We start from the raw sequence: 21,054 nt of genomic DNA on the forward strand, positions 1-21,054 counted from the left end.
TTGTACTTAAAGCAAAAGTAACAAAACCTTATCTGTTTAATCTAAAAAGTGTGTTAATATAGCTTTAATAATTTATAATCACAATTTTTTCTTACTTTAAATCTCCCAAAAGAGCATACATTAGTGATTGCGAAATCGAAAGCACTACACTAAATAATAATGCCGTAAAAAACGTATCTACGCTAAAGCCACCTACTATAGCATCACACAAAATAATAATCAATCCATTGATTACCAACAAAAATAGCCCTAAGGTAATAAAAGTTATAGGAAGCGTTAAAAGAACCAATATGGGTTTGATAAATATATTTAATAAACCCAAGACCACCGCAACAACTAAAGCAGTAGTAAAACTAGCAACGTGCACCCCAGTCATTAAATGTGCAATCAGCATTACTAACGCTGAGGTAAGTACCATTCTAAAGAGAAGTTTCATATTTTTATTTTTTAATTTATACTAACTATTGGATTTATTTTTCTAAAAAAATACGCGCTACCTCATAAAATTGTTTTGGGTTTTCGGCATGCAACCAATGTCCTGCATTGGCTATGGTCTCTAGGGTTGCTTCTGGAAAATGTTTCTTTATACCCTCTATGTCTTTATCTAGAATATAATCGGAGTTTGCACCTCGAATAAACAACGTAAGTTTGTTATACTGTGCATCCTCTGGAAGTGCAACTCCTATGGCGTCTATTTTTTTATTAAATACCGCTAGATTAAACCGAAAAGCCAACTGCTTGGGCTCTTGCCAATACAAACTTTTCATCAAAAACTGCCGCGTTCCAAAATCTGTTATATAGTGCTCTAAAGTAGCCTCTACGGTGCTGCGGCTTGGTTTCTGTCCAAAATCTACTGCATTGAGTCCTGCCAAAATGGTTTGGTGGTGCTGCGGATAAAATTTAGGTCCAATATCTGCAACCAGCAATTTGCAAACCAGTTCAGGATAGGTGGTCGCAAACAACATGGCTGTTTTGCCGCCCATAGAATGCCCTATAATGGCGATATTGTTTAAGGCGTGTGCCTGGCAATATGCGTAAATATCCTGTACCATTAATTGATAACTAAATTCTTCCGAATGAAAGCTACGCCCATGGTTGCGCAAATCCAACAAATGGACTTGGTAGCCGTTTGTTGCCAATTGTACGCCAATGGTTTTCCAATTATCAGACATACCTAAAAATCCGTGCAGGATCAAAAGTGGTTTTCCTTGGCCTTCTATTTTTGAATACAACATGGTTTGTTTTTACTAAAATTGAGAAACAAAGATAACAAATGAATTAGTATTTGACCACATTTGCACCAAAACTAATTATTCTAAAAATCACCAAAAGTGGGTATTGTAATTGTTTAAAATTGGATTAACTTTGTAAGTATTTTTTTATATTAATACAAAAAAATAATCGCTTAAAATAGCTTCATTTAAACAACAAAATCATGATTAAAAAATTGGTTCTATTAGGGCTTATCGTAGCTCAATTTACTACTTCTTGTAGTAGTGACAATACGGAAATACTTCCGGAGAATGCAAGCTTGAACGATCAAATTGCAAATTTGATAAAACAACCCTATTCTAAATTAACTCCTGCAGAACAAAAAGTAAAATTGGAAGCAGAAGCCAATGCTATGCTCGTTGAAATGGACCACTCTAAAACTTCGGGTGCTATTGAGGCCATTCAAAATTTAGAAAACCTATTGAATGTTAGTTCTGTTGCTATTTTTAATAACAAAAACAACAACCAAATAACAGACGTCCTTAATGTTGCTGGAACTTACGGGATTTATACCTGGAACAACACTACCAAAGCATGGATCAAAACGGCTTCTAGCTCGGAATTAAAATTTATTTTTCCGGCTAAAGCAAACCAAACAACCAACAATGCTACTTTGGTATCCAAAGCGGTTGAATCTACTGTAAAGGTAAAAATAATAGACACCTACGGACAATGGAATTTTGACACCTATACTTACAGTCAGGATATAAATGATGAGATTTTCTTGCCAACCTCTGTAGACGCTATCTTAACTATAGATAATGTACAAGCTGCAATCTTTACTACCAAAGCCACCTATTCAAACGGAAAAGAAACTCCAGACGAATCTAGCTTTAAAATGGTTTTAAGCGATGGTTACACCTACGAAATGAGTGGCAAAAAAGGAGATTCCAACTCTACTCAATCTGCATTTACGTATAAAAATAAAAATCTAGTTAAATATAATTTTGGAAGTACTGCAAAAATTGATGCGTTATTGCAAGATGATGCCTTGACAGCTTATCGAGGAAAAGCAAATGGATTAGTGGAACTGATGGACAACTTTATTATTGTTGCAGACACAGATCTTGCTGGATTAGCCGATGGCGAAACCGCTTTAGAAAAAAGCTTAACAAACCCTTCTTTTCCGGACTATGCAGATCCAAAAGCAGATTTCAAAGCATACTATACCGCTAAAAATAGTTATAATTTAAAACTCTCAGAAGGCAACGCAGCGAATTACAACAAAAACACGAAGTTAATTTTGGTGTCTAAAAAAGAAGGAACTAAAATAGCCGATGTTGTTATGCGTTCTGAAAAAGGATATAGCCAAACCAATTCTTTGCCAGTATGGGTTGCCAATTCTTACAGCACCAATGGAGGATATTGGTCTTGGAATAACGGAGCTAGTGTTACTACACAAAACTATGATGAAACATTATATTTAAAGTTTAATGACAATACCGAAGTAGAAATGAGCGCTTATTTCTCTACTGGGTTTGATACTCTAGAAAAGAAATTTGAAGAATTTTTAAAATCTTTTGAAAAATAAATCCTTTAAAAAAATAATCCTCTTAAAGCCGAACAGACACTCCTCTGTTCGGCTTTATTTTTTGGCAGGTGTATATACCACTAAAGTACTTTGTCCGTAACCAGCCCAAAGCCCTAATCCGCCTTCTATGTTGGATTTTAAACTAGTGTTAGCTGGATATATCGGATTGCGGCCATTTACAATTTCGTTTTGCCAACTATTCCAAAAATCATACGCGTCTTTATTTAAGGTCTTTAATTTTACAAAAATCAAATCTCCATCTGTAAAATAAGGCTTAAATTTGGTCTTAGGAAAAACTAAAACACCCCTATTTACCTGCATAGTAACGGTGCTTGATACAAAATTAGCGTCATCTAAATTTCCGTAAAACGCTGGGACAAAAATGGGCTCTTCTGTATCAATTCTGGTCGTTATTTGGTAATAATTTTTCTCTAAAACAGGATCTTCAAATGCTACAAAAACATAGCCTGTGGTATCTTGTGGTTTTTTTTTGACATACGTGGCACTTTTTAGAGCAACGGTTGCAGGTATGGTAGTGACCGCTTTAATTACACGATCTAAATAGACGATGTTTAGAGTATATTCTTTTCCAGATTTTCCAACAATACTACTGCCATAGTAAACAAATGGCGGGATCCGATTCGGGTTTCTTTTTAATCTTAATACTTCTGTATTTTCGCCATCCGAAACCGTAACCCGCGCAGATCTAATTACATGATTTAAAATAGTGGTAGAGTCTACTGCCGCCGAAACCGGAATACTACTTGACAAGATCACCTGAGCATACTCTTCTGCCTCAATCCAACCATCCACTACAATCTTAGACTCTATGCGGCTACTGGAATCAAAATCATCTTGTTGACACCCCAAAATGGTAGTGCAAAATAAAAACATAAAAAACTGTTTCATAACTACTTAAAATTGGAACCTCCAGCTAATGGATGGCAAAATGGTGTATAATGTTTTTCTTTCGGGCTGAACGTCTATTTTTTGCTTGTCTGGATCTACAACCACATTCAAAACGGTATAAATGGGATTTTGAATATTAAATGTATTGTATACCGAAAAATTAAGCGCACTTTCTTTTGATGCTGTTTTTATAAAATAATAATTGACAGACCAATCCGTACGCAGGTAATTAGGCATTTGTGCGTTGTTGTATTTCCCGTATTCTTTAACGGGATTGTTGTTTATAAAATACCACGAGGTAGGAGTAGTAAATCTGTTGCCAGAGCTAAAGATTTGAGTAATGCCAAAATCCCATTTTGAATTTAAATCATAGGTAGCCACCACGGCTAGATTGTGTCTTCGATCGTATTTGGCGTAGTACGATTGACCATTGTTTAGCGGATCTAGCTGGCGGTTAGCCCAACTCAAGGTATAACTTAGCCAACCTTTAAACTTTCCAGCGTCTTTTTTTAGCATTGTCTCTAGACCATAGGCCGTGCCTTTGCCTACTAAAACATCGTTCTTAAAGGTAGTAATTTCATTAAATTGAGTCACTCCATACGGATACTCAATCAAGTTATTCATGGTCCGATAAAAGGAGCTTAAAGACCACTCCCATTGGGATTTTATTTTTTGGTTGTAACCAACAGAAAATTCGTCCGAAAATTGTGCAGGAACTCCCTCTGTACTTGCTACCCAAAAATCTGTAGGCACTCCTACACTAGAGGTTGTGATAAGGTTTAGGTATTGATTTTTGCGTGTATAGGAAGCAAAGAGAGCATTGTTTTGTGGTGTTTTATAATTTAGCAACACCCTTGGCTCTGCATGCAAATAGGTGGTTTTGCGATGGTCTGCGCTATAATAGTTTAGGCGCAGTCCAAGCTCAGCAGTTAGGTTTTTAATCAATTGTGGTTTCATGCTGGTATAAAAAGATACCGAATTTGCCTTATTATGCACCTCTTGGGGACGGATAGAACCTGTAGTTAGGTTGTTGACGGTAATTTTTTGGGGTTGCAATTGTTGGTTGGCATACTGCAATCCTGACTCAAAGGGGATGTGGTTAACCCAATACGTAATCGCACTCGAAAAACCAAGATCGGTAACATACGATTTGATGTTCATCTGTACGGTTGCTTGCTCTAGCTCTAAATTGTTTTGATACTGGCTAAAATAAAGTGTATTTGTCAGGACTGTATTTGGGGTTATTTGGCACTGTGATGAGGACGAAATTAAGGTATTGTTCCATTTTAAACTTGCGTGGAGAGCTAGGTCAGGATCGGTTATTTTTAAAACATCACCACTAACAAATGCATCAACAGTTAGTTTGTGTTTTGGAGCTAATGCCGCTATAAAGGTTACATTACTATCTCCAAAATGGTATTTTAAGTCTTTTATGTCGCTTTTGTTGTTCTGTTTAGGAGGTGCTAATAACGGTGTTGCTAGTTGGTCAATGTAGGTTTTTCTGCCGGAGAGATACAGCCCTGTGGTTTTGGAGATCGGTAGCGCGATGGTTGCTTGTGAGGCCAAAAAACCTAGATTGCCTTTGACAGAAAATACCGTTGGGAGTTTTTTGGTGGGCAATACCGCTACCGTAGCGCTTAGTCTGCCGCCGTTTTGGGGATTGGTATTGGATTTATCCAAGTGTACTTCTTGGATGTGGTCGCCATTATAAAAAGGAAAAACACCTAATAAATGCGCCATGCCATATATCGGAGCGTTGGCATACAGCATTAAATTGTGGCCAGGATCACTCCCTCTGATGTATAGATATCCGTTAGCATCTCCGGAGTTTTGTACTCCTGGGGTGAGTTGCAGTATTTTATTTATATCTGTAACCCCCATTAAAGAAGGCACGGCTTTTAGGCTAGCAGGGCTAAAGGTCAGCTTGTTTCCGGACAAAATGCCTATTGCTTTCTTGGGGCTGGTTAGTATAATTACTTCGTTGAGAAAGCTGTTTTGTTTTTTGAGAATGAAGTTTAGACTATCCTTTCGGGAAAAGGTTGCATTGGTATACTGGGATACAAAACCTACATAATGCACTTCTATGCTATAAAAATCTGCTGGCAGAGTAAGCTGGTACTGCCCTACGGAATCTGTACTGGTGGCAAAGCTGTGGGTGCTGGACAAAAAGCTTAGATTGGCTCCTATGAGGGCTTGCTGGTTTTGGTTTTTGACACTCCCGCTTAGGGTTATTTTTGTTTGTGCCAGAGCTATCAAACTACAAAAAAATAGAACTGTTGGGAGTATTACTGCTTTCAATAGCGTGCTTTTAATAAAGAGCCAAGGTAGCATTTTAAATTTTATTTTGTATAAAATGGATGCCTTATAATTGGGTGCTAATTGCGGTTTATTTTGGGATTTATTTTGGGGTTTGCAAAGGTTGTTTTATGGTGGGCTTGCGTGAGGGATAGTAACGAAAATCCTTTTTTAGCTTGGCGCGATAGCGACAGGATAAAAAAGATTGTAGGGTATAGCCCGACCCGCTTTTTTTAGCGGGTCACGCCCTTATGGTTTTATTTTAGTTTTTGCAGATACATGTTCACTACGTTGTCTAGACCGAGGTACAAGGCTTCGGCTATTAGAGCGTGGCCTATGGAGACTTCTAGCAATCCTGGGATGTTTTGTTTAAAAAAAGCAATGTTGTCTAGACTTAGATCGTGGCCTGCATTGATGCCTAAACCCAACTCATTGGCCAAAATGGCTGCTTGTACGTATGGGGTTATGGCTTTGGGATTGCCTAGGCTGTATTGGTACGCAAAGGCTTCGGTGTATAGTTCTATGCGGTCGGCACCTGTTTTTTGGGCTCCTTCGATGATGGCTAATTGGGGATCTACAAAAATGGAGGTCCGGATTTGGTTGCGCTTAAATTCTTGGATCATTTCGGTTAGATAGGCTTGGTGCTGGATGGTGTCCCAGCCTGCCGAAGAGGTGAGCGCGCCTATGGCATCGGGCACTAGGGTGACTTGGTCTGGCCGGCACTCTAGCACTAGGTCTATAAAATTATGTTGGGGGTTGCCCTCTATGTTGTATTCTGTATGTACTATTGTTTTGAGGTCTCGGGCGTCTTGGTAGCGTATGTGTCGCTCGTCTGGACGTGGGTGTATGGTGATGCCTTGGGCTCCAAATCGTTGAATATCGGTGGCTACTTTTAATAAATCAGGAACATTGCCTCCTCTTGCGTTGCGTAAAGTTGCTATTTTGTTGATGTTTACACTTAACTTTGTCATTGAAATACTTTTTGGTTATATCGATGGGTTTATGGACTACAAAAATACAAAGTAAAAGGTGGGGGTTTTTGTGTTTTTTTGATTATTTTGCATAAAAATTGAGGATTTACTAAATATGGAAATTACAAACTATATCACTACTGATTTTAAAGCCATTGACTCCCAAGAGTATGTTGGGGTTGTGAAGGATTTTTTTAATGAAATAAATAGTTCTCACTTTCCTGTAATGGATCAAGGGGTTTTTATTGGTAATTTGTCTGCTGAAGATGTGGAAACGTTTGAGGATGCCAAAAAAATTATGGATTATAGGTATGCTCTAGAAACTTTTTTTACTAGAACAGAATCGCCGTGGTTGGAAGTTTTAGAAATTTTTGCCAAGAACCACGCTAATTTAATTCCGGTTTTGGATAGCAGTAATACGTATGTAGGATATTATGAAATTGAGGATATTATGTCCTTTTTTCATCAAACGCCTTTTTTAAAAGAACCCGGAAGAATTATTAAGGTAAGAAAAGGAATTTTGGATTATTCTATGAGCCAAATCACTCAAATTGTGGAGAGCAACAATGGCAAACTTTTGGGATTGTTTATCTCTGAGGCTACTATGGATACCTTTGAGGTAACTCTAAAAATTAGTCTGGGAGCAATCAATGAGATCATTCAGACCTTTAGAAGGTACAATTATGAAATCACCTCAGAACACCATGAGGACGAATACATCAACAATCTCAAAGAGCGTTCGGATTATTTGGACCGGTATCTTAATATGTAAGCAACAACCAATTGGAGTATTTAACCCTCTTTTAAACGATTACAAACGCAATGAAAATAGCTATTTACGGTCAATATTATCAAAACAGCACCGAGCCTATTATTAAAGATATTTTTGTTTTTTTTAATAAAAACAATGTCGAATTGGTGATCGAATCCAACTTTCTGGAAATGCTGTACGACAAACAAATAATTGAAAGACAATACCAAACTTTCTCGTCCTACACCGAATTAGACCAAACATTTGATTTATTGGTTAGCATTGGTGGCGATGGCACTATTCTAAGAGCCGCTACGTTGGTTAGAGATTCTGGCGTTCCTATTTTGGGAGTAAATGCCGGCAGATTGGGCTTTTTGGCAACGGTACAAAAAGAAGATATTGCTACATTTTTGCAACTTGTGATTGACAAAAAATACACCATTTCGCCCAGAACTTTGTTGAGTCTGACGTGCAATCCACCAAATCCAGCTTTACAGGATATTAATTTTGCCATGAACGATATTTCTATAAGTCGTAAAGACACTGCCTCTATGATAACCATAGACACCTACCTTAATGGCGAGTTTTTAAATTCGTACTGGGCAGACGGACTGATTTTGTCTACTCCTACAGGATCTACAGGCTACTCCCTTAGTTGCGGCGGACCAATACTAACTCCGGATGTAAAAAGCCTAGTCATTACTCCTATTGCGCCGCATAATTTAAACGCAAGACCATTGGTCATCCCGGACCAAACAGAAATCGAATTACGGGTTTCTGGCAGAGAAGAAAATTATTTAGTATCTCTAGATTCTAGAATTACTTCGGTAGAGAATGAATCTATATTGACCATAAAAAAAAACCCTTTTAAAATAAACATGATTGAAATACCCGAAGAAACGTTTTTAAAAACCCTCCGATCCAAACTACTTTGGGGTGAGGATAAACGAAATTGATCTATTTATTTCCATCTCGGTATATAATTAGAGGCTTTTTTTCGTTTATACAAAAACAACTATTCTATTTAGATCCGGTAAATTGTTTATTCTCAAAATAATAAGCACATTTAACGCATTGGGCATGGATTAGTAGTGATAATTATTATATTTGCACGCAATTTTTAAACCATTATGAATAAATTCTCCGCTCTTTTACTAAGTTTCTTTTTAAGCATGTCTATGTATTCTCAAATTCACGAATTAGGGGTGTTTTTGGGCGGTAGCAACTACATTGGTGATATTGGCCCTACAACCTATGTGGCTCCAAATAAAATGGCCTATGGATTGCTTTACAAATGGAACAAAACCACCAGACATTCCTTTAGACTCTCTTACACACAATCGGAACTAACGTCTAATGATTTGGATTCTAAAGAACCGAGCAGAGAGCAAAGAGCCTACCGTTTTGACAACACTGTCAAAGAACTAGCCGTAGGGATTGAATTTAATTTCTTTGAATATGATCTAAGCAAACTAGACAACCAATTTACGCCATACCTATATACAGGCCTTACGTACACACAATATGATGGATTGTTTTTTGTAAACAACCTAACCAGATACGATTCCGAACATGGAACCGTAGCCATACCGATCACCCTAGGGATCAAAACAAATTTAAATAGCCGCTTTGTGCTGGGTCTTGAGGTAGGTGCTAGATACACCTTTGCTGATGATATAGACGGAAGCAATCCTACCAATGATGGATTAAAAAACATAAGATTTGGAAATACAAATAATAACGACTGGTATGTTTTCTCAGGTATAACCCTAACCTACACCTTTGGATCCAAACCATGCTATTGTGTAAAATAAAAAAATGAACTTACTAGAGAATATAGATCCCGAAAACCTACCCAGCCATCTAGCCATTATTATGGACGGAAACGGACGCTGGGCAAAAAAACAAGGCTTATTAAGAGCCTTTGGCCACGAAAACGGCACCAAATCTGTAAAAGTAATCATTAAAGCTTGCGCCAAATTAGGCATACAAAACCTAACCCTATACGCTTTCTCTACAGAAAACTGGAACCGACCAAAATTAGAAGTAGACACTTTAATGAAGATCCTAATAAAGTCTTTAAAAAAAGAACTCCCTACCTTGGTAGACAATAACATCCGGCTCAATACCATAGGTAATTTAGAGAAAATGCCAGAATCCGCTCAAAAAGAATTGTTGGATGTCATGCAAAAAACCCAAAACAATACCCGCATGACACTGACCTTAGCCTTGAGTTATGGATCTAGAGAAGAGCTCGTAAATGCCGTAAAGAACATTAGTTATAAAGTTAAAAATAATATAATTTCAATGGAGGATATTGACGATTCCATTATAAATCAGCATCTTTACACGCAAAATTTACCAGACGTAGATTTATTAATCCGAACAAGTGGAGAACATAGAATAAGTAATTTTTTGCTTTGGCAAATAGCGTATTCAGAATTGTATTTTACAGATGTTTTATGGCCTGATTTTAAAGAACAAAATTTATATGAGGCCCTTATTAGCTATCAAAAAAGAGAACGTAGATTTGGAAAAACAAGTGAACAAATTAAATAAAATTTTAGTGTTGAATAAAAGTATCAAAGCAGTCCTTTCCTTAGTTTTGCTAGGGAGTTTTTCACAAATCAAAGCCCAAGAACGAGTACCTTTTGACCAAGGAAAAAAATACATATTGGCAAATGTTGCCGTGACCAACGAGATTAGCTTTAATGAGCAAACGGTAGTGACCTTTGCAGGACTTCAAAAAGGACAAGAAATCACTGTTCCGGGAGAAGAAATAAGCGGTGCCATAAAAAAATTAGGAAAATTAGGTCTCTTTGATGAGATATCTTTTTATATCAACCGAATTGAAAACGATAGCATCTACCTAGATCTAGATATTAAAGAACTTCCAAAACTAAAAGAAGTAAAATTTGTTGGCGTTAAAAAAGGTAAAATTGAAGCCTTAATAAAAGACAACAACCTAACCAAAAATAAAGTAGTTAACGAAAATTTAATTACCACCACCAAAAATTATATTGAAAATAAATATAAAAAAGAAGGCTACTTTAACACCAAAGTAAACATAAACACCACCAAAGACACTACAACAACCAACGAAGTAAACCTATTGGTTAGTGTAGATAAAGGTGAAAAAATAAAGATCCACAGTATTGCTTTTGCAGGAAACGAAAAACTCTCTGACAAAACTTTGCAAAAAGCAATGAAAGACACCAAGCAAAAAAAAGTATTCCGAATCTTTAAATCTTCTAAATTTATTAAAGACAAATACAAGGCCGATCTAGAAAAAGTAGTTGCCAAGTACAAAGAAAAAGGCTACAGGGATGCTCGTATTATAACCGATTCTGTAACTTACAATAAAGATAAAAAAGGACTAGACATAAAAGTCCAATTAGAAGAAGGCAATAAATACTACTTCGGAAATATCAAATTTCTGGGCAATACCGTATATTCGGACCAATATTTAAGCAGAATATTAGGTGTTAAAAAAGGAGAAACCTACAACGGAGTGTTACTAGAAAAAAGAATTGCGGACAAATCCAAGCCAGACGGTCAAGATATAACCAATTTATATCAAAATAATGGGTATCTGTTTTCTAACATTAACGCCGTTGAGGTAAAAACAGCAAACGACACCATTGATTTTGAAATCCGTGTAACCGAAGGGCCTTTGGCTTATTTCAATAAAATTACCGTTACGGGCAATGACAAAACTAACGATCGGGTTATTTATAGAGAACTCCGAACCAAACCAGGAGAAAAATACAGCAAAGAAGAATTAGTTAGAACCATTAGAGAAATTGGACAACTAGGATTCTTTGATCCCGAAGCCATTAATCCTTCCTTTAAAAGTGTAGATGCATCGGCAGGAACGGTAGATATTGAATACCAATTGGTCGAAAAAGGATCCAGCCAAATTGAACTACAAGGTGGTTACGGCGGAGGTGGCTTTATAGGTACTTTGGGGCTTTCGTTTAATAATTTTTCGGTACGAAACCTCTTTAATAAAGAAGCCTACAAACCATTACCAATGGGAGATGGTCAAAAAGTATCGCTTCGTTTACAAGGAAGTACTTTTTTTCAAACCTATAGCGTCTCTTTTTCAGAGCCTTGGTTCGGACAAAAGAAACCCGTACAATTTAGCTCATCCATTTCGTATAGCACCCAATTTTTAAACAACTTCCAAACCCGAAAAGCGGACAAAAGCAAGAGTTTTGACATCCTGACGTTATCTGTTGGTTTGGCTAAAAGACTTACGGTGCCAGACGACTTTTTTGTACTATCACAGTCTATCAGTTACCAACATTATAGCCTAAATAATTACAACACTGGATTATTTACCTTTGGAAACGGAACCTCCCGAAACCTTGCTTACACCATAGGATTATCTCGCAATAACAAAGGCGTTAACCCTATATTTCCAACCTATGGTTCAGAGTTTAGCATTACTGCAAAAATGACTCCGCCTTACAGCTTGCTTAACGGGATAGATTATGCCACTCTAGGAGACAAAGAAGAATATAAATTAAAAAGCAAAATAGATGTTTTTGATCCTGCTGGAAATGTTGTAATCCCAAAAGGATCTTATCTGGACGCACAAGGCAACAAAGTAGCCACGTATCAAGAAGCAGCTCCAGATGCAGCCATAGTAGACCAAAAGAAATTTAACTGGTTAGAATACTACAAGGTTAAATTTAAAGCAGACTGGTATACCAAAGTGTATGGCAAACTAGTATTAAAAACATTAACTGAATTTGGTTTCATGGGTGCCTACAACCAAGACCGAGGATTGGTACCGTTTGAAAGATTTTATGTAGGTGGAGACGGTTTAGCAAACTACTCTATGGATGGCCGCGAGACGGTGCAACTAAGAGGATACCCTAACAACTCTTTAACCCCAATGAATGCCACTGGAGAACAAATTGGAGCCACGGTATACAATAAATTCTCTTTAGAACTAAGGTATCCAATTACCTTAAAATCCTCTGCGTCTATCTACGCTTTAGCCTTTTTAGAAGCAGGATCATCGTATCTGGATTTTAAAACCTACAACCCATTTGATTTAAGCCGTTCTGCGGGAGTAGGTCTACGTGTATTCATGCCTGCTTTTGGATTATTAGGTATTGATTTCGGACACGCTTTTGACAAATTGCCTCTTGGACAAACCCAGCCCAAAAAATGGGAGACGCATTTTATCATAGGGCAGCAGTTCTAAGAACGGATTAACCATTTTCTAATACTATAAAGTTATGAGAAAACATTTTTTATGTATACTTTTAGTGCTACTTGCTAGCAAACAAGTACATTCGCAAGCTAGAGGCACCAAAATAGGCTACATTGACATGGAGTATATTTTGCAAAATGTACCTAACTATTCTGAAGCAACCGTACAGTTAGAACAAAAGGTACAAAAATGGAAGCAAGACATTGAATCCAAAAAAATAGAAATCAATAAAATCAAAGACGCTTTAAAAGCAGAAAAAGCCTTATTAACAAAAAACTTAATTGAAGAACGAGAAGCCGAAATAAAATTTCTTGAACAAGAGATGTTAGACTACCAACAAAAAAGGTTTGGAATTAATGGGGATTTGATGCTCCAAAAAGCACAAATAACCAAACCAATACAAGACCAAGTTTTTACAGCAGTTCAAGATATAGCCGAAGCCAAGAAATTTGATTTTATCTTTGACAAATCTTCGGATTTAACCATGCTCTTTGCCGCCCAAAGATTTGACATCAGTGACCAAGTATTGCGCCTGCTAACTAGAGCAGACAAAAGAGAACAGCTTACCAAAAAACAACTTGCCGATCAAGAAGCAAAAGAAAACAAAGAGGATACCGTAGCTGACAACGAATTTTTGTCCGAAAGACAAAAAGCATTAGAAGAGAAAAAAGCGGCAAGAGACAAAATCATTGAAGAAAGAAAAGCCGCACAAGAACAAAAACGTAAAGAATACGAAGATCGTAGAGCAAAAATGCTAGCAGATAGAGAAGCACAAAAAAATGGCACGGTTTCTGCAAATACCAATACAGCAACCAGCACTAGCAACAAGCAAGAAGACGCAACCAAATTATCCAATAATGCTGCACAACAAAAACTGGAAGAAGCAAAAGCGGCAAAATTAGAACAACGCACAAAAATTCTAGAAGACCGTAAAAAAGCACTAGAGGAGCGTCAAAATAAAATACGCATACAAAGAGACTCAATCAAAAACGCTAAATAAACAAAAAATTAATACTTAATATTTTAAAAACGATGAAACAAATCAAAACTTTAGTAATTGCTGCATTTTTAATTTTAGGGGCAAGTCAAACAATCCATGCTCAAGCAAAAACTGCTCATGTAGATGTGAGTGAAATTATGTCTAAAATGCCTGCCATGCTAGATGCACAAAAACAATTAGAAAAATTGAGTGCCACCTACGATACCGATTACAAAAAAATGGTAGAAGAATACCAAGCAAAATTAAAAAAATACGAAGCAGAATCCGCAACCGTAACAGATGCTATAAACGGAGAACGCTCTAAAGAAGTACAAGACATGCAAAAAAGAATTGTAGACTTTAGAGATAATGCTCAAAAAGAATTACAACAAAAAGAATCCGACATTGTTAAACCACTAATGGAAAAAGTAAGAACTTCTATCCAAAAAGTTGGAAAAGCTAAAGGGTTTCAATATATCCTAGATGGTTCTACTTTGCTACTTGCAGAAGGACCAAACTTAACTACAGATGTAAAAAAAGACTTAGGATTCTAAAAAAACCTTTATCTCATAACGCAAAACCACTCTTCCTTAATGGATAGAGTGGTTTCTTTTTTTGGGGCCATTTATTTTTTTAGGATTTTAAATCCAGAGCACGTAACTTTGCTTTGATGAACAACAACAAACCCATAGGAATATTTGATTCTGGCATTGGAGGCACTTCGATCTGGAAAGAAATACACCAGCTACTTCCAAATGAAAAAACTATTTATTTGGCAGATAGCAAAAACGCTCCCTATGGTCAAAAATCCAAAGAAGAGATTATTGCTTTAAGCAAAAAAAACACGGAATTATTACTAAAGCTAGACTGCAAACTCATTGTGGTAGCCTGTAACACCGCCACTACCAACGCCATCTCGGAACTACGAGAAAACTACAACGTGCCATTTATTGGTATAGAACCTGCTATAAAACCTGCCGCAACTAATTCAAAAACCCAAACCATTGGTATTCTAGCAACACAAGGCACTCTTAGTAGCGCACTGTTTTATAAAACCACCCAAAAATTTCAAGACACTACCATAATTGAACAAGTAGGAAACGGTTTAGTACAGCTTATTGAAAACGGCGGAATACACTCTGCCGAAATGGAAGCATTACTACGCTCCTACCTAACCCCTATGATTGCTGCAAATATAGACTACCTAGTACTGGGCTGCAGCCACTATCCGTATTTGATACCGCAAATCAAAGCAATTCTGCCAGAGAACATCCAAATTATAGATTCTGGCGAAGCAGTAGCAAAGCAAACCCGAAACCTATTAAATGAAAGCATCGGCTGCACTAGCGCAACTTGTAGCGAGCCTGTTTTTTATACCAATACCGATCCAAAAGTATTGCAAGAAATCCTAGGCAACAAATACACGGTATTTAAAAAAGACTTTTAGAAGACCTTCCGACAAATCTTTTTTTTGTTAATCCTGTTCCTGAAACCAGCTAGAATACAGCACATAATTATTTGAAATTCTTTCAATTTCGCCAGCAAAATTAGATTGGTCTATATCTTTGACTTTTTTGGCCGGAACGCCTGCCCAAATTGTTCCAGAAGTAACTACCGTGTTTTGAGTAATAACCGCACCCGCAGCTACAATTGCGTTGCTTTCTATAACACAATTATCCATCACTATTGCTCCCATACCTATCAATACATTGTCATGAATGGTGCAACCATGTACAATTGCATTGTGCCCTATCGAAACATTATTACCCACAATAGTAGGATGTTTTTGATACGTACAATGCACCACGGCACCATCTTGAATGTTTACCTTGTCTCCAAATTGGATACAATTTACATCTCCTCTGATTACGGCATTAAACCACACACTGCATGATTTTCCAAAACTAACCTCTCCAATTATGGTAGCATTTTCGGCTACATAACAGTCTTCCGGAATGCGCGGTGTTTTTCCGTTTATTGTTTTTATTAACATACTTTTTGTTTTTTGAATACAACTAAATTTAAACCCTTTTTTGACGCCTCTCAAAATAACCAACAAATATGGCGAACCATTTTTACTGTAAATGCAACTTGATTTTTTTTATAAAACAAAAAAACCAGCTCCAAAACCAGCCAACAGCTTTTAATTATTTAAAATAAAGTTAATTTATCTATTTATATACCAAATATAGCTATTCAAAGAAAATAACTTCACTAAATTTGTAAAATATACTCAAAAAACCATGACAAAAATCACCATAAAGGAAACACAAAATCCAACCATATTAAAATTTGAATTTGAAGATTTCATTACGCAAAACCAAAGCTTTGAATTTAAAAATATTGACGATGCCAAATCCTCCCCTTTGGCTCAAAAATTATTTTACCTTCCGTTTGTTAAAACCATATACATTTCCGGAAACTTTATTGCCGTAGAAAAATACAGCATTGTAGAATGGGAAGATGTAAAAGATGCTGTAGCAGAACAAATAGAAACATTTGTAAACGATGGCGGAAGCATTATTACCATCGAAGAGAATAAAACCAAAAAACAGCCTATAACGGTCTATGGAGAAACAACTCCTAATCCATCAGCGTTAAAATTTGTAGTCAGTAAAATGCTGACCAAAAACGCTATTGAATTTAAAAACATTGATCAAACAGGCCCATCTCCTTTAGCAAAAGAATTGTTTAAATTTCCTTATGTTAAAGAAATTTTTATTGACGAGAATTACCTCTCTGTTACTAAATACGAAGTAAACAATTGGGACGAAATCACGCTAGAATTACGCAGTTTTATCAAACAATATATCGAAAATGGCGGAATTGTTTTGGAAGAAAGCTTGGTGCAAACTATTGAAAAAGAGGAAAAAGTTAAAGATGAAAAATTTGATTCTCTAGACGAAATTTCGCAAAAAATAATCAACATTCTAGAAGAATATGTAAAGCCAGCAGTTGCCGCCGATGGAGGAAATATTGCTTTTGAATCGTATGATGCCAACACCAAAACCGTAAAAGTTATTCTACAAGGCGCTTGTAGTGGTTGCCCGTCCTCTACCTTTACACTAAAAAGCGGTATCGAAAACATGCTCAAAAGCATGCTTAATGACGAAAAAATCAATGTTGAAGCGGTAAACGACTAAACAATCCGTATTTTATTTTTGTGTAAAACAAAAAATAATTTTTTAAGTAGCCAAAAAGGGCTATATTTAGACTTTAACCAATAAAACAACTAAATTATGTCTGTATTAAAAGTTATCGAAGTACTATCTGGATCCGCTACAAGCTGGGAAGATGCAACACAAAAAGCAGTAAGCAAAGCCTCAAAATCGGTTAAACACATTAGATCGGTATACGTACAAGATCAAAGCGCAACCGTTAAAGATGGTAAAGTATCGGAGTTTAGAGTAAACCTAAAAATAACCTTTGAGCTAGAATAATTTTGTTTACAACCAATACTAAAAACGTTTCTTTGAAACGTTTTTTTCATTTTATGTCAATTTCTGTTTAAAAAAAACAGCTAATGCTTATTTTAAACCCCGTACTAGAACCAACAAACAGCATTCTAAATTACGTAGCAACAACAAAATAGTAATGCTCTTTTAAACCAAAAAACATAAAAAAAGCGTACTATTGTAGCCTAATTAAACCAAAAAAACAATGGGAGTTACATCATTTTTTAAAAATTTATTTGGCACAGCCAAAGAAACCACTGCAGCACTTAGTGAAAAAGCCGAAGCCTTTACAGAAGATGCTATGGCAAAAGTTAAAGAAACCGCAAATGACGTTGCAGACAAAGCTGAAAATGCATTTGATGACGCCAAACAAGCAGCGGCACCATTATTGGATAAAGCAGATGATTTTGCAGACAAAGCAAAAGAAACCATCAGCAACTATTCTGACAAAACAGCAGAAGCACTAGAAGACACCTTCGAAAACGTTAAAGACCATGCAAAGAATGCCATGGATAAAGTAGAAAATTTTGCGGAAGACGCAAAAGAAGCCATTGAGGACAAAATGGAAGATTTTACCTCCAAAAAAACTGCCGCAGAGCCTACAAAAATTAAAGAATAAAAGCACCTTCGAAAATAAGGACTCAAAAGTATTAATGCTTACTTTTGTATTACAAACACCAACCTTCTCTCTTCGGGAAGGTTTTTTAATATTCCAAAAAATGACTCCAAATATCCATAATGCCACAAGCTATCTTAGTGTTTATTTCAAAGAATTTATTGGCTATTCTCCCAAACTAATTACGGCCTTTGTAATCCTTTTTATTGGTTTGTATGCCATCCGAATCATCAATAGACTTATTCGAAAAATAATGATCAAAAGAGATCTGGACCCTACATTGACTAAATTTTTGGCTGATATCCTATTGTGGGCGCTTAGGATCCTGTTGTTTGTAACCTTTATTTCAAAATTAGGCATTGAAACTTCTTCTTTTGTCGCCATTTTGGGAGCCATGGGTTTGGCTGTTGGATTGTCCTTGCAAGGATCGTTATCTAACTTTGCTGGAGGAATGCTAATTATTCTATTTAAGCCCTTTAAGGTCGGACACACTATTGAAGCTCAGGGAGTTATTGCAACCGTTTGCGAAATACAAATTTTTGTAACCCAATTAATTACCGCAAACAACCAAACTATCTTTATCCCTAACGGTATTTTGTCCAACGGCATTATTACCAATTACTCTCTTTTACAACAACGTAGAGCAGACCTGACCTTTTCGATTTCGTATGATTCGGACATTAAAAAAGCCAAAAACATTATTTTAACCTTACTGAAAAACAATCCTAAAGTACTAGAAAATCCAGAACCAGAGGTTTTTGTAAAAAATCTAACCGATAGCGCCATAGAACTTGCAGTAAGACCTTGGGCAAAAACAGAAGATTATGGCGCTGTATTTACAGAAACGCTTGAGAGTTGCAAAATTGCTTTTGATACTGCAGGGATTAACATACAGCCTTTTGTTAAAGAAATGTCTCAAAGCAATTCTCCTTCTTAATATTATTTTTTAGAAACCGTAATATTAAAATCTTTGAGGTAAAAAGGTTCAAAATAAGCTACATCTACGGTTTCTTTTAGTTGGTATTTTGCAAAACTGAGGCTACTCATTGCTTTGGCAGAAGGATATTTTATAGCTTCTAGAAAAGTAAAATTATCTTTACTTAGAATTGCTTTGCATTTATGAGCACAATCTCCTACAAAATAAACAGGTTGTTGGAATGTTTCAAAGGAGTTTTCGGTTATAATTTCTGCCATCGTATTGCGGACTATTTGCAAATCTTTGGTATAAATAGCACTATATACTTCCATTCTTCGAGCATCTATCATGGGTAGAATTATCCCTTCAGAGATGGTTGCTTGGGCCGCCAGCACCTTCAAGGTGTCTACAGCTATCAAAGGGATGGACAAAGCGTAACACAAGCCCTTAGCTGCCGAAACACCTATACGTAAACCCGTGTACGAACCCGGCCCCTGACTTACCGCTACTGCACTTAAGTCTGTAAAACCAATACCAGCTTCTTTCAAACTTTTTTCGATAAAAACATGCAAACGTTCAGCATGAGAATAGCCTTCTTCAGCAATTTCATTACAAACCAAAACCTTTCCTTCTTTTGCTATTGCTACAGAACAGTTTTTTGTAGCAGTTTCTATATTTAATATGTAGGCCATTATTTTATATCGTTTGTTTTTAATCTGTTTTTATAGTGCCACAAAGAAAACTAAAAGCAAGTAAATAAACAATTCTATTATAAAACAAAAAAATCGCTTAGTGGTTGCTACTAAGCGATTTTATACTAACAAAATATTGGTTTATTTTTTACTGTCTTTATCGTCTTTATTAAGGGTTATCTTATCTCCAGAATTCAATTCTTTGGTCACCGTAGTGTATGGTCCCGTAACTACTACGTCTCCTTTTTTAAGCCCGCTCAAAATTTCAATATTACTATCGTCTTGTATTCCGGTTTTAATAATTCTTATTTTTGCTTTATCGCCTACTTTAACAAATACACATTCGTATTTTTTGTCACTCTTTGCGGCTCGTTCTTTGTCTTGAGCAGTATCTAACATTTCTATCTCTTTAACGGCTGCCGTATCGGATTTTATTACTACGGAGCTAATTGGCACGTTGGTCACATTTTTCTTGGTTTTGGTTATAATATCTACCGTTGCAGTCATTCCTGGTCGGAAAGGAGAATAGGTTGCTGGCTTGTCCTTAAGCAGGTCTTGATAAGATGCTTTTATAATGCTTACTTTTACCTTAAAATTGGTCACCTGATTGGCTGTTAGCGCACTACTTGCTGAATTAGAAATACTAGTTACCACTCCTTTAAATTTCTTTTTAAAATAGGCATCTACCTCTACATTGGCTAGATCTCCTACTTTTATTTTTACAATATCGTTTTCGTTTACATCAACCTCTACTTCCATATTGTTTAAATTGGCTACTCGGAGTATTTCGGTTCCAGTCATTTGCTGGGTACCCAAAACACGTTCTCCGAGCTCTACATTAAGCATCGATATAGTTCCGTCTGCTGGGGCATAAATCACGGTTCTGCCTAGATTATCTTTGGCCTCGTTTACCGATGCCGAAGCGCTTTGTACATTGAAATAAGCGGTTTCTTTAGTAGCCTTTGCCACTTGGTAGGTTGCGGTTACTTTATCCCAATCGGATTTGGATATAATGCCTTTTTCAAATAAAATTTTATTTCTATTATAATTAGATTTTGCTTCGTTCAATTGGGCATTAGCTTGATTCAATCCTGCTTTGGATCCAGACAAACCCGCCACGGTTCTGTTTAAACTTGAGGTATATAAATCTGGGTTAATTTTTACCAACAAATCTCCTTTTTTAACCAGCTGTCCTTCTTTTATAGGTAATGAAATTATTTCTCCAGAAACCATCGAAGCAATTTTCACTTCGGTTTCTGGCTGTATTTTACCCGTTGCCGAAACAGTCTCTACAATGGTAGCTTGTGTTACAGTGGCTACCTCTACAGTAACTCCTTGGTCTTTATTGCCTATAATTCCTGCTTTAGATAGCACAAGTAACAAAACGATGAGAGCTATTGCTCCTCCAACAATATAATAAATTGTTTTCTTTGACATAAT

The 21,054-nt window shown here is 36.4% G+C and carries 21 protein-coding genes; 13 read left to right on the plus strand and 8 right to left on the minus strand.

Annotated elements, in window-relative coordinates:
- Positions 1–91: 91 nt before the first annotated feature.
- Both LB076_RS01125 and LB076_RS01130 read right to left on the minus strand, forming a co-directional pair.
- Positions 92–436, minus strand: coding sequence for a phage holin family protein (locus tag LB076_RS01125; protein ID WP_066336035.1), 345 nt, complete (start codon positions 434–436; stop codon positions 92–94).
- A gap of 34 nt (positions 437–470) precedes the next feature.
- Entirely contained in the window at positions 471–1,235 is a 765-nt protein-coding gene (locus LB076_RS01130; RefSeq protein ID WP_066336029.1) for an alpha/beta fold hydrolase, read from the minus strand.
- A gap of 200 nt (positions 1,236–1,435) precedes the next feature.
- Between LB076_RS01130 and LB076_RS01135 the strand changes: the two genes are divergently transcribed.
- A complete protein-coding gene (locus LB076_RS01135) occupies positions 1,436–2,803 on the plus strand; it encodes a hypothetical protein (protein ID WP_066336027.1) in 1,368 nt (455 codons plus the stop codon).
- Between the two features lie 54 nt (positions 2,804–2,857).
- Here LB076_RS01135 and LB076_RS01140 read toward each other — a convergent pair whose 3' ends face one another.
- The 3 genes from LB076_RS01140 to LB076_RS01150 all read right to left on the minus strand — a co-directional run bounded on the left by LB076_RS01140 (position 2,858) and on the right by LB076_RS01150 (position 6,978).
- Entirely contained in the window at positions 2,858–3,697 is an 840-nt protein-coding gene (locus LB076_RS01140) for a DUF4249 domain-containing protein (RefSeq protein ID WP_232505666.1), read from the minus strand.
- Positions 3,698–3,718: 21 nt separating this feature from the next.
- A complete protein-coding gene (locus tag LB076_RS01145; RefSeq protein WP_232505667.1) occupies positions 3,719–6,010 on the minus strand; it encodes a TonB-dependent receptor in 2,292 nt (763 codons plus the stop codon).
- Positions 6,011–6,264: 254 nt separating this feature from the next.
- Complete coding sequence (locus LB076_RS01150) at positions 6,265–6,978, minus strand: pyridoxine 5'-phosphate synthase (RefSeq protein ID WP_066336020.1); 714 nt, start codon at positions 6,976–6,978, stop codon at positions 6,265–6,267.
- A gap of 115 nt (positions 6,979–7,093) precedes the next feature.
- Between LB076_RS01150 and LB076_RS01155 the strand changes: the two genes are divergently transcribed.
- From LB076_RS01155 to murI, 8 genes are all read left to right on the plus strand, one after another.
- On the plus strand, positions 7,094–7,750 hold the full coding sequence (locus tag LB076_RS01155; protein WP_066336018.1) for a CBS domain-containing protein: 657 nt from the start codon (positions 7,094–7,096) through the stop codon (positions 7,748–7,750).
- 50 nt (positions 7,751–7,800) lie between these two features.
- Positions 7,801–8,685, plus strand: coding sequence for an NAD kinase (locus LB076_RS01160; protein ID WP_066336016.1), 885 nt, complete (start codon positions 7,801–7,803; stop codon positions 8,683–8,685).
- A gap of 174 nt (positions 8,686–8,859) precedes the next feature.
- Complete coding sequence (gene porG, locus LB076_RS01165; RefSeq protein ID WP_066336012.1) at positions 8,860–9,543, plus strand: type IX secretion system protein PorG; 684 nt, start codon at positions 8,860–8,862, stop codon at positions 9,541–9,543.
- A gap of 4 nt (positions 9,544–9,547) precedes the next feature.
- Positions 9,548–10,288 (plus strand): undecaprenyl pyrophosphate synthase, encoded by a 741-nt coding sequence (uppS, locus tag LB076_RS01170; RefSeq protein WP_066336009.1) that lies wholly within the window; start codon positions 9,548–9,550, stop codon positions 10,286–10,288.
- The gene (locus tag LB076_RS01175; protein ID WP_066336007.1) at positions 10,221–12,947 is read left to right on the plus strand and encodes a BamA/OMP85 family outer membrane protein; all 2,727 of its coding nucleotides are present in this window, start codon (positions 10,221–10,223) and stop codon (positions 12,945–12,947) included. The genes uppS and LB076_RS01175 overlap by 68 nt, the downstream gene beginning before the upstream one ends.
- A 34-nt stretch (positions 12,948–12,981) precedes the next feature.
- Positions 12,982–13,956: an OmpH family outer membrane protein gene (locus LB076_RS01180; RefSeq protein WP_066336005.1), complete on the plus strand. Its 975-nt coding sequence runs from the start codon at positions 12,982–12,984 to the stop codon at positions 13,954–13,956.
- A gap of 32 nt (positions 13,957–13,988) precedes the next feature.
- Positions 13,989–14,489, plus strand: a complete 501-nt coding sequence (locus LB076_RS01185) for an OmpH/Skp family outer membrane protein (RefSeq protein WP_066336001.1) — start codon at positions 13,989–13,991, stop codon at positions 14,487–14,489.
- Between the two features lie 116 nt (positions 14,490–14,605).
- On the plus strand, positions 14,606–15,382 hold the full coding sequence (murI, locus tag LB076_RS01190) for a glutamate racemase (RefSeq protein ID WP_066335999.1): 777 nt from the start codon (positions 14,606–14,608) through the stop codon (positions 15,380–15,382).
- A gap of 27 nt (positions 15,383–15,409) precedes the next feature.
- Here the strand turns inward: murI and LB076_RS01195 are convergent, their stop codons facing one another.
- Positions 15,410–15,928, minus strand: a complete 519-nt coding sequence (locus LB076_RS01195) for a gamma carbonic anhydrase family protein (RefSeq protein ID WP_066336419.1) — start codon at positions 15,926–15,928, stop codon at positions 15,410–15,412.
- Between the two features lie 250 nt (positions 15,929–16,178).
- Between LB076_RS01195 and LB076_RS01200 the strand changes: the two genes are divergently transcribed.
- The 4 genes from LB076_RS01200 to LB076_RS01215 all read left to right on the plus strand — a co-directional run bounded on the left by LB076_RS01200 (position 16,179) and on the right by LB076_RS01215 (position 18,943).
- A complete protein-coding gene (locus LB076_RS01200) occupies positions 16,179–17,078 on the plus strand; it encodes a NifU family protein (protein ID WP_066335997.1) in 900 nt (299 codons plus the stop codon).
- Between the two features lie 96 nt (positions 17,079–17,174).
- Positions 17,175–17,375 (plus strand): dodecin family protein, encoded by a 201-nt coding sequence (locus LB076_RS01205; RefSeq protein ID WP_066335995.1) that lies wholly within the window; start codon positions 17,175–17,177, stop codon positions 17,373–17,375.
- Positions 17,376–17,595: 220 nt separating this feature from the next.
- Entirely contained in the window at positions 17,596–18,009 is a 414-nt protein-coding gene (locus tag LB076_RS01210; protein ID WP_066335993.1) for a hypothetical protein, read from the plus strand.
- Positions 18,010–18,109: 100 nt separating this feature from the next.
- Positions 18,110–18,943, plus strand: a complete 834-nt coding sequence (locus LB076_RS01215) for a mechanosensitive ion channel family protein (protein WP_066335990.1) — start codon at positions 18,110–18,112, stop codon at positions 18,941–18,943.
- Between the two features lie 2 nt (positions 18,944–18,945).
- Here LB076_RS01215 and tsaB read toward each other — a convergent pair whose 3' ends face one another.
- Positions 18,946–19,614: a tRNA (adenosine(37)-N6)-threonylcarbamoyltransferase complex dimerization subunit type 1 TsaB gene (gene tsaB, locus LB076_RS01220; protein WP_066335971.1), complete on the minus strand. Its 669-nt coding sequence runs from the start codon at positions 19,612–19,614 to the stop codon at positions 18,946–18,948.
- Positions 19,615–19,755: 141 nt separating this feature from the next.
- A complete protein-coding gene (locus LB076_RS01225) occupies positions 19,756–21,051 on the minus strand; it encodes an efflux RND transporter periplasmic adaptor subunit (RefSeq protein ID WP_066335967.1) in 1,296 nt (431 codons plus the stop codon).
- Positions 21,052–21,054: the final 3 nt, after the last annotated feature.

Origin of the sequence: Flavobacterium crassostreae (assembly GCF_001831475.1) — a bacterium.
GTDB lineage: Bacteria > Bacteroidota > Bacteroidia > Flavobacteriales > Flavobacteriaceae > Flavobacterium > Flavobacterium crassostreae.

Bases quoted from the DNA above. Each gene is read 5' to 3' on its own strand.
- LB076_RS01125 (WP_066336035.1), bottom strand. From the start codon at position 436: ATGAAACTTCTCTTTAGAATGGTACTTACCTCAGCGTTAGTAATGCTG.
- LB076_RS01130 (WP_066336029.1), bottom strand. From the start codon at position 1,235: ATGTTGTATTCAAAAATAGAAGGCCAAGGAAAACCACTTTTGATCCTG.
- LB076_RS01135 (WP_066336027.1), top strand. From the start codon at position 1,436: ATGATTAAAAAATTGGTTCTATTAGGGCTTATCGTAGCTCAATTTACT.
- LB076_RS01140 (WP_232505666.1), bottom strand. From the start codon at position 3,697: ATGTTTTTATTTTGCACTACCATTTTGGGGTGTCAACAAGATGATTTT.
- LB076_RS01150 (WP_066336020.1), bottom strand. From the start codon at position 6,978: ATGACAAAGTTAAGTGTAAACATCAACAAAATAGCAACTTTACGCAAC.
- LB076_RS01155 (WP_066336018.1), top strand. From the start codon at position 7,094: ATGGAAATTACAAACTATATCACTACTGATTTTAAAGCCATTGACTCC.
- LB076_RS01160 (WP_066336016.1), top strand. From the start codon at position 7,801: ATGAAAATAGCTATTTACGGTCAATATTATCAAAACAGCACCGAGCCT.
- porG (WP_066336012.1), top strand. From the start codon at position 8,860: ATGAATAAATTCTCCGCTCTTTTACTAAGTTTCTTTTTAAGCATGTCT.
- uppS (WP_066336009.1), top strand. From the start codon at position 9,548: ATGAACTTACTAGAGAATATAGATCCCGAAAACCTACCCAGCCATCTA.
- LB076_RS01175 (WP_066336007.1), top strand. From the start codon at position 10,221: ATGAGGCCCTTATTAGCTATCAAAAAAGAGAACGTAGATTTGGAAAAA.
- LB076_RS01180 (WP_066336005.1), top strand. From the start codon at position 12,982: ATGAGAAAACATTTTTTATGTATACTTTTAGTGCTACTTGCTAGCAAA.
- LB076_RS01185 (WP_066336001.1), top strand. From the start codon at position 13,989: ATGAAACAAATCAAAACTTTAGTAATTGCTGCATTTTTAATTTTAGGG.
- murI (WP_066335999.1), top strand. From the start codon at position 14,606: ATGAACAACAACAAACCCATAGGAATATTTGATTCTGGCATTGGAGGC.
- LB076_RS01195 (WP_066336419.1), bottom strand. From the start codon at position 15,928: ATGTTAATAAAAACAATAAACGGAAAAACACCGCGCATTCCGGAAGAC.
- LB076_RS01200 (WP_066335997.1), top strand. From the start codon at position 16,179: ATGACAAAAATCACCATAAAGGAAACACAAAATCCAACCATATTAAAA.
- LB076_RS01205 (WP_066335995.1), top strand. From the start codon at position 17,175: ATGTCTGTATTAAAAGTTATCGAAGTACTATCTGGATCCGCTACAAGC.
- LB076_RS01210 (WP_066335993.1), top strand. From the start codon at position 17,596: ATGGGAGTTACATCATTTTTTAAAAATTTATTTGGCACAGCCAAAGAA.
- LB076_RS01215 (WP_066335990.1), top strand. From the start codon at position 18,110: ATGACTCCAAATATCCATAATGCCACAAGCTATCTTAGTGTTTATTTC.
- tsaB (WP_066335971.1), bottom strand. From the start codon at position 19,614: ATGGCCTACATATTAAATATAGAAACTGCTACAAAAAACTGTTCTGTA.
- LB076_RS01225 (WP_066335967.1), bottom strand. From the start codon at position 21,051: ATGTCAAAGAAAACAATTTATTATATTGTTGGAGGAGCAATAGCTCTC.